Below are 15,122 nucleotides of genomic sequence, written 5' to 3'. Positions count from 1 at the left end.
CGGACCGCCTACGGTGCACGGTATGGGCCTCCTCGACCCGTTCACGGGCACCCTGTACCTGCCGGACAAGATCCTGCAGACCGGGACGTCGCCGGTCATGCTCGCGAACGGGCACGTCGTGGCGAAGGTGCGGTACCACTTCTGGACGATGCGGCAGCGCTTCGAGATCCTGGACCCGCGCGACACGGTGGTGGCGGAGGGTCGCACGCACGGCATGATGGCGCGCACCTACGGGGTGACCGGCCCTTCCGGCGGCCGGGTGGTCGAGCTGCGGCTGGGGCTGTGGCGGCCCGTGCACGGGGCGGTCGCCACGCTGGCGAACGGGCACACCGTCGAGGTGCTGAAGACGAGCATGTGGTCGGACCGGCGGTTCGAGCTGGCCGCGGGCGGCCGGGCGTTCGCCCGGATCACGCCGACGACCGGGGTGTTCTCCTTCAACCCGGACTCGTACGAGTTCACGCTGGACCGGCCGGTGATGACGGCGCTGGAGGCGATCTGCCTGGCGCAGTGCCTGCGCAGCGCGGTGCGGGCCCTCCGGCAGGCCTCAAGCGGCGGCTGACCTGCGCTTTTCCGCCGAACCCGCCTATCGGGTAGTTCGTTTTCGGATCAAATGCCTGCACAATGGACACGTCTCGGCCGGCCCACCCCGGGCCGGCCCGCGCGTACCCAGGAGAGAACATGCGGCTCCGTCCCCGTGTCAGTGCAGTCCTCGCCACCGCCGCCGCGGCAACCGCGGCCCTGCTCCCGGCCGGTCCGTCCGAACCGGCCCGCGCGTCCGGCACGGCCGCGCCCAACGCCGTCGTCGTGTGGAACCAGCACACCGAGGAGGCGATCCGCAACGCGGGCCCGTTCGTGCCGCACGTCGCCCTGATCAACCGGGCCATGGTGCACGGGGCCGTGTACGACGCGGTCAACGGCATCACCCGTACCCACACGCCGTACCTGGTGCAGGTCGAGTCGCAGCCCGGGGACTCGGTCGACGCGGCGGCGGCCACGGCCGCGTTCCGGATGCTCGCCCACCTGTTCCCGGGGCAGGCCGCGGCGCTGCAGGCGAAGTACGACGCCGCGCTCGCCGCGGTGCCCGAGGGCCCGGCCAAGCTGGGCGGCATCACCGACGGCGAGCAGGCCGCCACCGCGATGATCACGGCGCGGCAGGGCGACGGCCGGGGCGTGCCCACCGAGGTCGTCATCGGCACCGAGCCCGGCCGGTGGCGGCCGACGCCGCCCGCGTTCGCCGTGGACCCGGCGCCGTGGGCCGGCAACGTCAAACCGTTCACCATCCCGGACGCGGCCGCGCTGCGCTCCGACGGGCCGAACGCGCTCACCAGCGAGGCGTACACGGAGGACTTCAACGAGGTCAAGGCGGTCGGCTCACGCACCAGCGCGACGCGTACCGCCGACCAGACCGACGCGGCCCGGTGGTGGGCCGCGGTGCCCCAGGAGGCGATGCTGCGCGGCCTGGCCACCGGGCACGGCCTGTCGGCCGCCGACAGCGCCCGGCTGTTCGCGCGGGTCGGCATGGCCACCGCCGACGCGGTGATCGCCTGCCACAACGACAAGGCGCACTGGAAGTCCTGGCGGCCGGTGACCGCGATCCGCGAGGCGGACACCGACGGCAACCCGGCCACCGACCCGGACCCGGCGTGGACCCCGCTGCTGGACACGCCGCCGTGGTACGAGCACTCGTCCGGGCACTCGTGCAACATCTCCGCCTGGACCTGGGCGCTCACCGACTTCTTCGGCACCGACCAGGTCGCGTTCTCCGGGTTCAACGCCGTGACCGGGACGACGCGCAGCTTCACCCGGTTCTCCGAGGCGCGTAAGGAGATCATCGACGCGCGGGTGTGGGCCGGCATCCACTTCCGCACCGCCGACAGCCACGGCGCGGTGATCGGCAAGAAGGCCGCCTTCCTCGGCGGCAAGAACTACTTCCGGCCGGTCGGGAGCTGACTCACTCGCGGGGCCGGTTCTCCGCCGGCCCCGCGGCGTCGGTCAGGTGGCGGGCGGTGTCGATCAGCGGCACGTGGCTGAACGCCTGCGGGAAGTTGCCGACCAGCCGCCGGGCGTCCGGGTCGTACTCCTCGGCCAGCAGGCCCACGTCGTTGCGCAGGTCCAGCATCCGCTCGAACAGCTCGCGCGCCTCGCCGACCCGGCCCATCAGCGCGTAGTTCTGCGCCAGCCAGAAGGTGCAGGCCAGGAACGCGCCCTCGCCCGGCGGGAGCCCGTCCACCAGGTTCTCCGGGCGCTGCGTGTAGCGCTGCACGAAACCGTCCTGCAGCAGCTCGCGCTCGATCGCGGCGACCGTGCCGCGCACCCGTGGGTCGGTCGCGGGCAGGAAACCGACCAGCGGCATCATCAGCAGCGACGCGTCCAGCTCGGTCGAGCCGTAGAACTGCGTGAACGTGTTGCGGCGCGCGTCGAAGCCGTGGGTGAGGATGTCCCGCGCGATCTCGTCGCGCAGCTCGCGCCACCGGGCCACCGGTCCGGTCCGGCCGAACTGCTCGACAGCCTTCACCGAGCGGTCGGCCGCCACCCACGCCATCAGCTTCGAGTGGGTGAACTGCTGCGAGCCGCCGCGTACCTCCCAGATGCCGTCATCCGGGCGGGTCCAGTTGTCCGACAGGAAGCTCATCAGCGCCAGCTGCAGATCCCAGGACGGCTGCTCGTGCTCGATGCCGGCCTTGCGCGCCTGGTGCAGCGCGTCCATGACCTCGCCGTACACGTCGAGCTGGAACTGCTCCGAAGCGGCGTTGCCGATGCGCACCGGGCTGCCGCAGTAGCCGGGCAGCCACTCCGCGATGCGCTCGGTGAGCAGGCGCTCGCCCGCGACGCCGTACATGATCTGGAGCTTGGAGGGGTCGCCCGCGATCGCGCGCAGCAGCCAGGCCCGCCAGGACCGGGCCTCCTCGACGAAGCCGCAGTACATGAGCGACTGCAGGGTGATCGTGGCGTCGCGCAGCCAGCAGTAGCGGTAGTCCCAGTTGCGTACGCCGCCCAGCTCCTCCGGCAGCGAGGTGGTCGCCGCGGCGACGATGCCGCCGGTCGGGCCGTAGGTCAGCGCCTTGAGGGTGAGCAGCGAGCGCACCACCGCGTCGCGCCACGGGCCGTCGTAGGTGCAGGCGGCGATCCACTCCTGCCAGTACGAGACGGTGCCCTCCAGGGCCACGATCGGGTCGACCGGGTGCGGAGTGGGCAGGTGCGACTCGCGCCAGGTCAGCACGAACGGCACGTGGAAGCCGGCGCCGACGCTGAAGTCGGCGACGGTGGCCAGGTTCTCCCCGTGCAGGGCGACGGGGGTACGCAGCCACACCGCGTCCGGCCCGGCGATGGCGACCAGGTCGGCGTCGACGCGGCGCACCCAGGGCACCACGTGGCCGTAGTCGAAGCGCAGGCGCAGGTCCATCCGCATGGGCACGCGGCCGCTGACGCCCTCGACGATGCGCACCACGTCGGCGGCCTCGCCGCGGGGCGGCATGAAGTCGACCAGCCGGACGGTGCCCTCGTCGGTGTCGAACTCGGTCTCCAGCACCAGCGTGTCGCCCCGGTAGCGCCGCCGTACGGCGCGCACCTGCGTCGCGGGCGCGATCTGCCAGCGGCCGTGCTCGGGGGTGCCGAGCAGGGCGGCGAAGATGGCTCCGGAGTCGAAGCGGGGCAGGCAGAGCCAGTCGATCGACCCGTCCCGGCCGACCAGTGCGGCCGTCTGGGTGTCGCCGATGACCGCGTAGTCCTCGATGCGCAGCGGCATGTGAGCGACGTTACCCGTCTGGCGTGGGATGAAACGGATCCGATCCGGAACTGGGCAGACGTCCTGGAGCCGCAGGTCATGAGCCTCTTGAGCGAACGCTCAACTGTGGCTATCGTGTCGTTTGAGCGATCGCTCAAGACGGCGTCGGCTCGCCCGGCGCGCTCACTCCTCGATCTCCGGAGCCCGACATGACCCGGCTGCCCGAACCCCCCTCCTCCGCCGGTGTGCCCGCCGCGCCGCTGATCCCGGATGGGGCGCCCGCGCCGGCCGACGGAACCACGGCGGCGCAGGTCGCCCAGGCGGGTCGCAGCGGCTCGCGACGAGGGCTGTCCGGCCGGCGGATCGCGGCGGCCGGGGTGCTCGTCGCCGCGGTGGCCTTCGGTGCCGTGCGGGCCGGCACGGTGGCCGGCACCCCGGCCACCGGAGCCGCCGCACCGGAGACGCGCTGGTCAGCCGCTGCGGTCGAACCGCCCGTGCCGGCGACTCCGTTCACCACCACGCCGCCCACGGCGGCGCCCGCGTCGTTCGACCCGGTGGTGCGCTTCGCCCGGTTCGGGTGGCTGCCGGGCGGCATGGTGCCGCGGACCACGATCGTTCAGGCCGGGCCGCACGGCGCGTACGCCATGGAGGCTGGGCTGCCCAAGAGCAGCATCGGCGCGAGGGTCCTGGTGACGTTCTTCCCGCAAGGGGTGCCGCCGCACCGCGACTGCTCGCTGGCCGCGGGCGCGATGCCGCGCTCGGTGGAACCGGCCGCGGCCGCCCCGGCGGTGGCGCCCGCGGTGCGCGGCCGTCCGGCGACCTGGACCGACGGTGCGCTGCGCTGGGAGTATGCGCCCGGCGCCTGGGCTGAGATCGTCGGTCAGGAACTGACCCCGACCCGCGAGGACACCGCCGCGGAGCTCGCCGCGCTCGCCAGGATCGCCGGCGACCTGCGTTTCGGCACCGCATCGCTGCGCTTCCCGCTGGCCGTGCCACCGCCCGCCGAGGGCCTGCGCCTGGCCGCGGCATGGGTCACCGAACAGTCCAAGGTGGGCTGGACCGGGTCGCTCGTCTTCGCCGCCGGGGACTATTGCCCGGACCCGAAAGGGCTCGCGCAGGGCGTGCTCTCGGTGGGGGTCACCGGGATCATCCCCGGGTACGGCTGGACGGGCGACCACAGCAACGCCACCGTCGACGGTCACCGTGCCATCCGCCAGGACCTTCCCGGCGGCGGCAAGGCGCTCGCGGTCTACGGCGACCCGGGGCCGTACGTGTCGCTCGGCGCGAGTGACGGCGAGATCGCGGCCCTGCTCGGTGCGGGCGGCCTGGAGGGCTTCTACCGGCACGTCCAGGTGCTCGCGCAGCCGGACCTGCACGCGCTGGCCGAGCCCGCCGACCAGGCCGGCTGGACCACGGACCCGGTCCGCTGACCGGCCGGGAGCACATGTCCGGCACGCGACGGCAACTTCTGGGTTGCGAGGGCAACCTGGAAGTCGCGAGCGGTGGCGATGGTGTGCACCGCGCCGGGATCAGGAAGCCTGTAGCAGGACGGCTCGGGAGTCCACGTTCAGCACGTGCCCGGTGTCGAGTGGTGACAGCGGCTGCGGCCAGTGCATGTGGCCGCACACGGTCAGCCGGGGAGCGGCGCGGGCGATCCGGTCGCCGATGGCCTGGTTGCCTCGCTGGCCGGGCGCGCGACCGGGCGGTCCTTCGTGGAGGATCAGCAGGTCGGGTCCGGTCTTGAGCACGGCGTCGAGGGTGCCGAGCTGGACGGATTCGGCGCGGCGGCCGGGGCGGGCGGGGTCGCCGATGATGTGGCCGACGCCCGCGAACCGCACGCCGCCGAACATGATCGTGTCGCCGTCGAGCGGGGCGGGGGCCGGGTCGAGGCCCGCGAGGGCGTCCTCGGGGAGCACGTCGTGGTTGCCGAGCACGCCGGTGACCAGCGTGCAGCCGGCCGCGGCGAAGGCCAGCCACACCTCGCTGACCTCGCCGGTGGCGCCGCGTACGTCGGCGGTCGGCGCGGAGTAGAGGTCGCCGGCGAGCACCACGGCCAGCCGGTGCGGGGGCGGGAGGAGGCCCTGCTCGGCCCAGACCGTGAGGTGGTCGGCGAGGGCGACGCCGAGCAGCACCTCGGGGCCGCCGTACGGGGACGGGGCCACGCCCTGCAGATCGCCGGTGACGAGCACACCGTCGCAGCCGGCGGGGACCCGGTCCACGGCGAGCCGCTGCAGTGGCAGCCGCACGGACTCGCTGCCGCCGCCCCGCCTGGCCTGCCGGTAGGCCAGCTCGGCCAGTGGGCGCAGCTCGCTTCCGGTCACTCGCACCGCTCGACGGTAACCGGACGGCCCGGATGTGTCGCCGGGGTTTCCTGCGCGGTGCGCCCAGACCGGGGTCCGCGTATCGGGTCGTGGGCGAGATCGGGCGGCCTCAGGTTAAGAAGGTGCCCTTCCTCTACTCATAGCGTTAAGAAGGTGCCCTTCCTTTGTGTTTGGAGGGTGTTCTTCCTCTTATGAGGGTGTGGAGGCCGTCGAGGAGGCGGGCGAGGCCGAACTCGAAGGCCTGGTCGTGGCCGGATTCGGTGGCGGCGGCGGTCATGGTCGCGGCCAGGGCGGGGAAGCGGTCGGCGTGGCCGGTCAGGGCGGCGGTGATGCCGGCGCTGAACTGCGCGTCGGGGTGGCGGGCGGCGGCGGCCTGCTGGGCGATCATGCGGACGTGGCCGGACAGCACGGCGATGGTGTCGAGGCGTTCGGTGCCGGACAGGCCGGTGCCGGACAGTGCGGCGAGGGCGTGTTCCATCCAGCCCAGCTCGTGCGGGCCGAGGGGGCGGGGGCCGACGGTCGCCTCCAGTGCCCAGGGGTGACGCACGTACGCGGCGAGCAGGTGGTGGGCCCAGTCGCGCAGAGCGGTGCGCCAGTCGGCGGGGTCCAGCTCGGGCGGGGCGCCGACGGCGTGCTCGACCATGAGGGCCACCAGCTCGGCCTTGCCGGGCAGGTAGCGGTAGAGCGACATCTTGGTGAAGCCGAGATCGGCGGCGACGCGCTGCATGGACACGGCGGCGAGCCCCTCGGCGTCGGCGACAGCGACGGCGGCCTCGGCGATCCGGTCCAGGGTGAGCGCGGGTTTCGGGCCGCGCGTGGGCTGGGCGCGTACCGCCCACAGGAAGTCCGACGTCACCCGATTGCCCTCCTCACAAAACTGTGTCTAGCATACACAGTTAGAAACGGTGTCCGCCGGACACAATTCTGGGGAGGCGTCATGCGCAGCGTGTTGATCTCGGGGGCCGGCATCGCCGGACCGGCCCTGGCGTACTGGCTCGGCCGGGCCGGGTTCCGGCCCACCGTGGTGGAGGTCGCGTCCGGGCCGCGCACCGGCGGCGGGGCGGTCGACTTCCGGGGCGCGCACCTGACCGTGCTGGAGCGCATGGGAGTGCTCGACGAACTGCGCGAGGTGCAGACCGGCGGCTCGCCGATGCGCTTCGTCGACGCGCAGGACCGCCGGCTGATGGAGCTGCCCGCCGACTTCGCCGGAGGCGAGCTGGAGGTGCTGCGCGGCGACCTGGGCAGGATCCTGTACGAGCACAGCGCGCCGTGGGCCGCGTACCGGTTCGACGACTCGGTGACCGCGCTCGCGCAGACCCCCGACGGGGTCGAGGTCGGCTTCGCCTCCGGTGAGCGGGCCGTGTTCGACCTGGTCGTCGGCGCGGACGGGGTGCGCTCGGCGGTGCGGCGGCTGGCCTGGGGCCCGCACGAGCGCTACCTGCGCCACCAGGGCTACTACGTGGCGACCTGGGCGGTGCCGGGCTTTCCCGGGCTGGGCCGGACCAGCCTGCTCTACAACGAACCCGGCCGGATGGCGAGCGTCGGCGGCGACCACCGCGATCGGGCGCGGGCGGGCGCCTTCGTGGCCTTCGCGTCACCCGAGCTGGACTACGACCGCCGTGACACGGCCCGGCAGCGCGAGCTGATCGCCAGGGCGCTCGCGGGCATGGGCTGGCACACTCCACGCCTGCTCGCGGCGCTGCCCGACGCCACCGACCTGTACTTCGACGCGATCTGCCGGATCGACGTCACCCCCTGGTCACAGGGCCGGATCGCGCTGCTCGGCGACGCCGCGTGCGGGGCCACCATCGGCGGCATGGGCGCGGGCAACGCGATCGTCGGCGCGTACGTGCTGGCAGGTGAGCTGGCCGCCGACGGCGACCACACCGTCGCGTTCGGCCGGTACGAGCGACTGCTGCGCGGCTACGCCGAGCGCGGTCGACAAGGCGGACAGAACACCGGCCGCTTCCTCGCCCCACGCCGCGCCTGGGCCGCCCGCCTGCGCAACAGCCTGCTCAACCGGCCCTACTTCCGCGACCTGATGCTCCGCGAGGCGGACGACCGCACCACCGCCCTGCACCTGCCCACCTACTGAAAGGAAGGGCACCTTCTTAACGCTTTACGTAGAGGAAGGGCACCTTCTTAACGTCTCACTGGCAGGAGCGCTCGGCTGCCGTTCCGGAAGCGGCATTCGGGCGGGACAATGGTGCGGTGCTGAAGGCATCCACGCTGATCCGGCCCGCGCTGATCGTTCTGCTGATCGTCGCGTTGCTGGTGACGGCGCTGTGGCTGCTGCAACGGCGGCTCATCTACCTGCCCGACGCGTCCTCGCCCGGCCCGGCCGCCGCCGCGCTGCCCGGGGCCCGCGACGTCACGCTGCGTACCAGCGATGGGCTCTCCCTCGGCGCGTGGCTGGTGCCGCCGACGGGGCCGGACCGCGGCGTGACCGTGCTGGTGGCGAACGGTAACGGCGGCAACCGGGCCGGGCGGGCCTCCGTCGCGGCGGAGCTGGCCGAGCGCGGGTTCACCGTGCTGCTGTTCGACTATCGCGGGTACGGCGGGAATCCGGGCAGCCCGTCCGAGCAGGGGCTCGCCGAGGACGTGCGGGCGGCGTACCGCTATCTGGTGGACGACGCTGGGGTGCGGCCGGACCGGCTGATCTACTTCGGAGAGAGCCTGGGCGGGGCCGTGGTGACCGGGCTGGCGGCCGAGCATCCGCCCGCGGGGCTGCTGCTGCGCTCGCCGTTCACGGACCTGGCCGCGACCGCCGCAGCGCACTACCCGTTCCTGCCGGTGCGGGCCATGCTGCGGGACCGCTTCCCGCTGGCGGAGCAGATCGCGAAGATCGACGTGCCGACGGCGGTCGTCTACGGCACCGCGGACTCCGTCGTGCCGCCGGACCAGAGCCGCGCGGTGGCCGCCGCGGCCGCCGGGCCGGTGGAGGTCACGGTGGTGGAGGGCGCCGATCATAACGACGCGGTGCTGTTCGAGGGTGATCAGGTCATGGACGCCGTGGTACGCCTCGCCGACCGCATCACGGCCGGCCGGTGAGTCGCGGCATGGGGCGCGCCGCCGGTGGTATACGCAGATGAGATGAGCCGAGCGCGGGAGACTCCCCGCGCCGGAGGGCGGGAGGCACGGCATGGGTGCGGGTCACGACCACCAGCACGGCGACGAAACCCACGGTCATGCCCACGGCTCCGCCCCGACCGCTGACCACGATCACGGCCACCCACACGGCCACGACGGTCACGAGCACGATGGCCACAGCCACAGCCACGGCGACGGGCGCGGCGACGGGCACGGCCACGGGCACGAGGGCGAGCACGCTCACGGCGGTCTCCTCGCCCGGCTGCGGCACCAGGTCGGGCACCTCGTCAGCCCGCACTCACACGACGCCGCCGACAAGGTGGACTCGGCGATGGAGTCGTCCCGTGAGGGCCTGCGCGCGCTGTGGATCTCCCTGGTCGTGCTCGGCGTCACCGCCGTCCTACAGGCCGTCATCGTGTACTTCTCGCACTCCGTCGCCCTGCTCGGCGACACGCTGCACAACGTCGCCGACGCGCTGACCGCCGTGCCGCTCGGCGTCGCGTTCGTGCTGGGCAGGCGCAGCCCGACCCGGTCGTACACGTACGGCTACGGCCGGGCCGAGGACCTCGCGGGCATCTTCATCGTGCTCACCATCGCCGCCTCCGCCGCGTTCGCCGGGTACGAGGCGGTGCGCCGCCTGCTGGACCCGCAGGAGGTGCGGCACCTGCCGTACGTCGCCGCGGCGGCACTGGTCGGGTTCGCGGGCAACGAGCTGGTGGCGCGCTACCGGATCGTGGTCGGGCGGCGCATCGGCTCGGCGGCGCTCGTCGCGGACGGCCTGCATGCGCGTACCGACGGATTCACCTCGCTGGCGGTGCTGCTCGGCGCGGGGGGCGCGGCGCTGGGCTGGTGGTGGGCCGACCCCGCGGTGGGCCTGCTGATCACGGTGGCGATCCTGGTGGTGCTCAAGGACGCCGCGCGGGAGGTGTACCGGCGGCTGATGGACGCGGTCGACCCGAAGCTGGTCGACACGGTGGAGCAGACGCTGCGCGACACCCCGGGCGTGCTGGGCGTGGGCGAGGTGCGGCTGCGCTGGATCGGGCACCGGCTGCGCGCCGAGTGCGCGGTCGAGGTGGACGCCGGGCTGAATCTGGCGCGGGCCCACGCGATCGCGGTGGACGCCGAGCACCGGCTCCTGCACGCGGTGCCGAAGCTGACGGCGGCGCTGGTCCACGCCGACCCGGCGGGGCAGCACCCGGATCCGCACGCGGTGCTGGACCACCATCGCCCGGCCGCGGCGGAGGAGGTTCACGGCGGGCACGGGCGGGTATAGCGGCCCCGAGGCGAGCACTCGCCGGAAGGAGGCTGACATGGGTATCGGCGCGAGCTTGTTCCTGATCGCCGTCGGGGCGATCCTCACCTTCGCGCTCGACGTGAGCATCAGCGGTCTCGACCTGGACGTGGTCGGCTGGATCCTGATGGCCGTCGGCGCCGCCGGGCTGATCCTGACCACCGTCATCTGGAGCGGCCGCCGCCGCACCGTGGTGACCAACACGCCGGTCGACCGGCGGGTCGTCGAGGAGAGCGACCCGGTCCCGCCGCCGCCGATGTGATCCGCCGTCCACCCCCGGGACGTTAAGAAGGGCACCTTCTTCTACGCATAGCGTTAAGAAGGTGCCCTTCCTTTCGGGGTTACTGCCAGCGGAAGAGGCGGCTGGCGAGGGCGCAGGTGACGAGGGCGTAGCCGGCGGTGACGGCCAGGTGCAGGGGCTGGGGCCAGTCGCCGGACCAGGCGGCCTGCATAGCCTGGGAGGCCGCGCCGAGCGGGGTGAAGTCGGCGATGCGCTGCGCCGCGTCCGGCATCATCGGGCCGGGGGTCCAGACGCCGGCGAAGAACAGCATCGGGAAGTACACCAGCGTGCCGATGCCGGCCGAGGCGCGGGCGTTCGGGGCGACGGCGGCGATCAGCAGCGCTACGCCGGTCATCGCGGCGGCGCCCAGCACGAACGCCACCAGCAGCGCGGGCCAGCTCTCGGGGCCGCGGCTGCCGAACGCGACCGCCGCCGCGATCATCATCAGCGCCGAGCCGACGAGCAGCGCGGCCACGTTCACGCCGAGCTGCGCGCCGATCAGCGCGGACGGCTTGACCGGGGTGGTGGCCAGGCGGCGCAGCACGCCGCGCTCGCGGTACTGCGCGAGCACGCCGAGCAGGCTGGTCATGGTGACCGTGCCGATGGCCAGCGCCAGCACCACGGGCAAGTAGAGGTTGATCGGCCGTTCGCCGTCGAAGTCGGCCGACGGTTCACTGAAGGCCGGGATGGCGTTGCCGAGCACCACGACGAGCACCGCGGGGAAGGCCAGGGCGAAGAAGGCGCCGACCGGCTCGCGCAGGAAGAGGCGGGCCTCGGTGCCGGTCAGGCGGGACAGGGCGGACATGGCGAGCTCCTGGTCAGCTGTCGTGGGAGGGGGCGGTCAGGGCGAGGAACGCGTCCTCGAGGTTGGCGCGGTAGCCGTCGACGTCGCCGACGCCCGCGATCAGCCCGGCCGGGGTGTCCAGCGCGGCCAGGCCGCCGTCGACCAGCACGGCCAGCCGGTCGCACAGCCGCTCGGCCTCGTCCATGAAGTGCGTCACCAGCAGCACGGTCACCCCGCGGTCGCGGATCGCGCGGATCAGCTTCCAGATCTCGCGCCGGGCCCGCGGGTCCAGGCCGGTGGTCAGCTCGTCCAGGATCGCCACGCGCGGGTTGCCGATCAGGGCCAGCGCGATCGACAACCGCTGCTTCTGCCCGCCGGACAGCTTCGCGTACGGGGTGTTCACCTGCTCGGTGAGGCCGACCGAGGCGAGCAGCTCGCGCCAGTCGGCGGGGTCGGGGTAGAAGGACGCGTACAGCTGCAGCGCCTCGCCGACGCGCAGCCGGTCCTGCAGCTGGCTCTCCTGCAGCTGCACGCCGACCAGGCCGCGCAGCCGCTCGTGGTCGCGCCGCGCGTCCAGGCCGAGCACGCTGATCGCGCCGCCGTCGGGGCTGCGCAGGCCCGCGATGCACTCGACGGTGGTGGTCTTGCCGGCGCCGTTCTCGCCGAGGATGCCGAAGATCTCGCCCTCGGCGACGGTGAACGAGACGCCGTTCACGACCGTGCGGTCGCCGTATCGTTTGGTGAGTCCGCTAACTTCGATGACTGCCATGCCGAAGACGCTAGATTCGGCGCGCCACGGCCGGTATGACGCTGACTGCCGAGCGGGGGTGCACAAAACCCCACCCCCTTCAGGCACCTGGGGCCAGTGCGCCGCATCCGGCCGATCGGCGACGATGGCGGGCATGATCCGGTCGTACGCCCTCGCCCCGCTCCGCCTGCTGGCCCTCGCGCTGCTCGCGGTGGCCGGGCTCGCCGCGTCAGTGCCCCTGATGGCCTCGGTCGCCGTGGTGATCACGTACCCGGCCGCCGTGGGCGTCTGCCGCCGGCTCACCGGGTTCTCCCGGCGGCTGGCGCTGGCCTGGGGCGGGGTGGCGGTGGAGACGCCCTACCAGAGCGGATCCGCGCCGGTGCCGGCGCAGCGCGCCGACGGCTGGTACGAGCACGACGGGCAGCTGTTCAAGTCGCCCGCGTACCCCCGCTTCTTCCTGCGCATGAAGTGGCTGTCCGACGACCCGGCCACCGCGCGGGACTGGGGCTGGCTGGTGCTGCTCGCGCCGCTCGGGGCGGTGCCCGCGCTGCTCGGGCCGCTGCTGATCGTCGCCGGGGTGGCCGCGCTCGCGGGAGCGGCCGGGGTGAGCGCCGCGGCCGCATCGGGGAGTGAGGCCGCGGCGGGCGGCGGGACGTGGTCCTGGCTGCCGACGGCCGCGACGTCCTGGGGCGGCGTGCTGGACGGCCGTCCGACGTGGCTCGCGGTCGCGGCGGGGCTGGCCGCCGTCGCCGCCGGTGCGCTGGCCGGGCCGATGCTGCTGCGGGCCCACGGGCTGTGGTCCCGCTACTGGCTCGGGCACGCGAGCCGCAGCTGGTGGCACACCTCGGGGTTCGGCGAGTGGCTGCGCCGCGGCGGGCACGACACCTGGAAGGCGGTGCTGCTGCTCGGGCTGTCGCTGACCGGGTTCGCCGTGTTCGCGCTGACGCTGCTGCTGACCATGGTCAGCGGCGGGTTCGGCATCGCCTGGATCAGCTACGCCGTCCGGCCCATGATGAATCAGTACCGGCGGCTGTGCGCGAAGTGGGGCGGCGTGGAGCTGCCCGACCCGTACCGGCCGCGGGAGCCGCTCGGTGAGCCCGGCCCGGACGGGCGCTACCGGGTCGGGCGGAGCCTGTACGCGACCCGCGACGGCGCGATCCGGGCCGGGTTCTTCCCCTGGGTGCTCGGCGACCCGGCGACCTGGCGCGACCTGGCCTGGATGGCGACCGCGCCGCTCGTCGCGCTCTGCGCGGTGCTGCCCGGGGCGCTGATCGGCGTCGGCTACTTCGGGCTGTTCTGGCAGGCGCTGTTCTGGCCGCTGTGGGGGCTGCCGCTGTTTCTGATCACCGGGTTCTGGGTCAGTCCCTGGTACTGCTGGCAGCTGCTGGCCCTCGCCTTCCCGGCGCTGGCCGCCGTGCCGGGCTGGGTCTCGGTGCCGGTCGGGCTGCTCCTCGGCCTGCTCGGGGTGGTGCTGGCCCGGCCGGTGCTGTACACGATCGTCGGCTGGGCGTTGCTGCTGCTCGCGCCCGGCCGCACCGCGCGGCTCAGCGAACGGGTCGAGCACCTGGCGCAGACCCGCGCCGACGCCGTCGACGCGCAGAGCGCCGAGCTGCGCCGCATCGAGCGCGACCTGCACGACGGCGCACAGGCCCGGCTCGTCGCCGTCGGCCTCAGCCTCGGCACGGTCGAGCAGCTCATGGACCGCGACCCCGCCGCCGCCCGGGAGCTGCTCGCCCAGGCCCGGGAGACGTCCGCCGCGGCCCTGTCCGACCTGCGCGACCTGGTCCGCGGCATCCACCCGCCGGTGCTCGCCGAACGCGGCCTGGTCGACGCCGTACGCGCGCTCGCGCTGGACGCGGCGCTGCCCGTCGACGTGCACGCCGAGCTGCCCGGTCAGCCCCCCGCCCCGATCGCCACCGCGGCGTACTTCGCCGTCGCCGAGGCGCTGGCCAACGCCGCCCGGCACGCCGGCGCGCACCGGGTCGGCGTCGACATCCGCCACGTAGGCGGCCTGCTGCGGGTCACCGTCACCGACGACGGCCACGGCGGCGCCGACCCGGCCCGGGGCAGCGGCCTGCGCGGGCTGCGCCGGCGGCTCGCTACATTCGACGGAACCCTGGCCCTGCACAGCCCGCAGGGCGGCCCGACCGTGCTGACGATGGAGATACCGTGCGTGTTGTCCTCGCCGAGGACCTCTACCTCCTGAGAGAGGGACTGGTCCGCCTGCTGGAGGCGCACGGGTGCACCGTCGCCGCCGCCGTGGAGACCGGCCCGGACCTGCTCACCGCGCTGCTGGCGCACCGTCCTGACGTGGCGGTGGTGGACGTGCGGCTGCCGCCCACGAACACCGACGAGGGGCTGCGCGCGGCGCTGGACGCCCGCCGCCAGGTGCCCGGCCTGCCGGTGCTGGTGCTGTCCCAGCACGTCGAGCAGCTGTACGCCCGCGAGCTGCTCGCCGACGGCACCGGTGGCATCGGCTACCTGCTCAAGGACCGCGTCTTCAACGCCGACCAGTTCCTCGACGCCGTCCGCCGCGTAGCGGCCGGTGGCACGGCCATGGACCCGGAGGTCATCGCGAAGCTGATGCGCCAGCCGGTCCGCAACGCGCCCCTGGCCCGGCTCACTCCCCGTGAGCGCGAGGTGCTGGCGCTCATGGCGGAGGGCCGCTCCAACGCCGCCATCGCCCAGCAGCTGTTCCTCTCCGACAGCGCCGTCGGCAAGCACACCAACAGCATCTTCACCAAGCTCGACCTGGCCCCCTCCGACGACGACAACCGCCGCGTCCTCGCCGTCCTGGCATACCTCAACGCCTGAAAGGAAGGGCACCTTCTTAACGCTATGCGTAGTAGAAGGTGCCCTTCTTAACCCATCCCGGGCGAGGGCT

The 15,122-nt window shown here is 73.6% G+C and carries 14 protein-coding genes and 1 pseudogene; 9 read left to right on the top strand and 6 right to left on the bottom strand.

The window, feature by feature from the left end:
- Window positions 1–22 precede the first annotated feature (22 nt).
- The gene (locus Cba03nite_RS09790) at window positions 23–559 is read left to right on the top strand and encodes an LURP-one-related/scramblase family protein (protein WP_203744399.1); all 537 of its coding nucleotides are present in this window, start codon (window positions 23–25) and stop codon (window positions 557–559) included.
- Between the two features lie 119 nt (window positions 560–678).
- Entirely contained in the window at window positions 679–1,950 is a 1,272-nt protein-coding gene (locus Cba03nite_RS09785) for a vanadium-dependent haloperoxidase (protein ID WP_203744397.1), read from the top strand.
- A 1-nt stretch (window position 1,951) separates the two neighbouring features.
- On the opposite strand, the gene Cba03nite_RS09780 is transcribed toward Cba03nite_RS09785, so the two are convergent.
- On the bottom strand, window positions 1,952–3,745 hold the full coding sequence (locus Cba03nite_RS09780) for a glycoside hydrolase family 15 protein (protein WP_203744395.1): 1,794 nt from the start codon (window positions 3,743–3,745) through the stop codon (window positions 1,952–1,954).
- A gap of 188 nt (window positions 3,746–3,933) precedes the next feature.
- Here Cba03nite_RS09780 and Cba03nite_RS09775 point away from each other — a divergent pair, with 188 nt between their 5' ends.
- Window positions 3,934–5,154, top strand: coding sequence for a hypothetical protein (locus Cba03nite_RS09775; RefSeq protein WP_203744393.1), 1,221 nt, complete (start codon window positions 3,934–3,936; stop codon window positions 5,152–5,154).
- Window positions 5,155–5,253: 99 nt separating this feature from the next.
- On the opposite strand, the gene Cba03nite_RS09770 is transcribed toward Cba03nite_RS09775, so the two are convergent.
- Window positions 5,254–6,051, bottom strand: coding sequence for a metallophosphoesterase family protein (locus Cba03nite_RS09770; RefSeq protein WP_203744391.1), 798 nt, complete (start codon window positions 6,049–6,051; stop codon window positions 5,254–5,256).
- Between the two features lie 139 nt (window positions 6,052–6,190).
- Complete coding sequence (locus Cba03nite_RS09765; protein ID WP_239125606.1) at window positions 6,191–6,901, bottom strand: TetR/AcrR family transcriptional regulator; 711 nt, start codon at window positions 6,899–6,901, stop codon at window positions 6,191–6,193.
- A gap of 81 nt (window positions 6,902–6,982) precedes the next feature.
- On the opposite strand from Cba03nite_RS09765, the gene Cba03nite_RS09760 reads away from it, so the two are divergent.
- Window positions 6,983–8,140, top strand: coding sequence for an FAD-dependent monooxygenase (locus Cba03nite_RS09760; protein ID WP_203744389.1), 1,158 nt, complete (start codon window positions 6,983–6,985; stop codon window positions 8,138–8,140).
- 116 nt (window positions 8,141–8,256) lie between these two features.
- Complete coding sequence (locus tag Cba03nite_RS09755) at window positions 8,257–9,096, top strand: alpha/beta hydrolase (protein WP_203744387.1); 840 nt, start codon at window positions 8,257–8,259, stop codon at window positions 9,094–9,096.
- On the opposite strand, the gene Cba03nite_RS39625 is transcribed toward Cba03nite_RS09755, so the two are convergent.
- A complete protein-coding gene (locus Cba03nite_RS39625) occupies window positions 9,080–9,433 on the bottom strand; it encodes a hypothetical protein (RefSeq protein WP_239125605.1) in 354 nt (117 codons plus the stop codon). The two genes, Cba03nite_RS09755 and Cba03nite_RS39625, sit on opposite strands and share 17 nt — an antisense overlap.
- A gap of 33 nt (window positions 9,434–9,466) precedes the next feature.
- Here Cba03nite_RS39625 and Cba03nite_RS09750 point away from each other — a divergent pair, with 33 nt between their 5' ends.
- Together Cba03nite_RS09750 and Cba03nite_RS09745 are read left to right on the top strand one after the other, a co-directional pair.
- Entirely contained in the window at window positions 9,467–10,408 is a 942-nt protein-coding gene (locus Cba03nite_RS09750) for a cation diffusion facilitator family transporter (RefSeq protein ID WP_239125604.1), read from the top strand.
- Between the two features lie 37 nt (window positions 10,409–10,445).
- The gene (locus tag Cba03nite_RS09745) at window positions 10,446–10,688 is read left to right on the top strand and encodes a DUF6458 family protein (protein WP_203744383.1); all 243 of its coding nucleotides are present in this window, start codon (window positions 10,446–10,448) and stop codon (window positions 10,686–10,688) included.
- Window positions 10,689–10,767: 79 nt separating this feature from the next.
- On the opposite strand, the gene Cba03nite_RS09740 is transcribed toward Cba03nite_RS09745, so the two are convergent.
- Together Cba03nite_RS09740 and Cba03nite_RS09735 are read right to left on the bottom strand one after the other, a co-directional pair.
- Window positions 10,768–11,511 (bottom strand): ABC transporter permease, encoded by a 744-nt coding sequence (locus Cba03nite_RS09740; RefSeq protein ID WP_203744381.1) that lies wholly within the window; start codon window positions 11,509–11,511, stop codon window positions 10,768–10,770.
- An 85-nt stretch (window positions 11,512–11,596) separates the two neighbouring features.
- Window positions 11,597–12,259, bottom strand: a pseudogene (locus Cba03nite_RS09735) (ABC transporter ATP-binding protein); the annotation flags it as partial.
- A 133-nt stretch (window positions 12,260–12,392) separates the two neighbouring features.
- Here Cba03nite_RS09735 and Cba03nite_RS39620 point away from each other — a divergent pair.
- Both Cba03nite_RS39620 and Cba03nite_RS09725 read left to right on the top strand, forming a co-directional pair.
- A complete protein-coding gene (locus Cba03nite_RS39620; protein WP_239125603.1) occupies window positions 12,393–14,444 on the top strand; it encodes a sensor histidine kinase in 2,052 nt (683 codons plus the stop codon).
- Complete coding sequence (locus tag Cba03nite_RS09725; protein ID WP_203744377.1) at window positions 14,408–15,052, top strand: response regulator transcription factor; 645 nt, start codon at window positions 14,408–14,410, stop codon at window positions 15,050–15,052. Before Cba03nite_RS39620 ends, Cba03nite_RS09725 begins: the two co-directional genes overlap by 37 nt.
- Window positions 15,053–15,122: the final 70 nt, after the last annotated feature.

The sequence above is a fragment of the Catellatospora bangladeshensis genome (assembly GCF_016862575.1).
Classification (GTDB): domain Bacteria; phylum Actinomycetota; class Actinomycetes; order Mycobacteriales; family Micromonosporaceae; genus Catellatospora; species Catellatospora bangladeshensis.
This window is presented reverse-complemented; position numbering and strand designations above follow the sequence as displayed.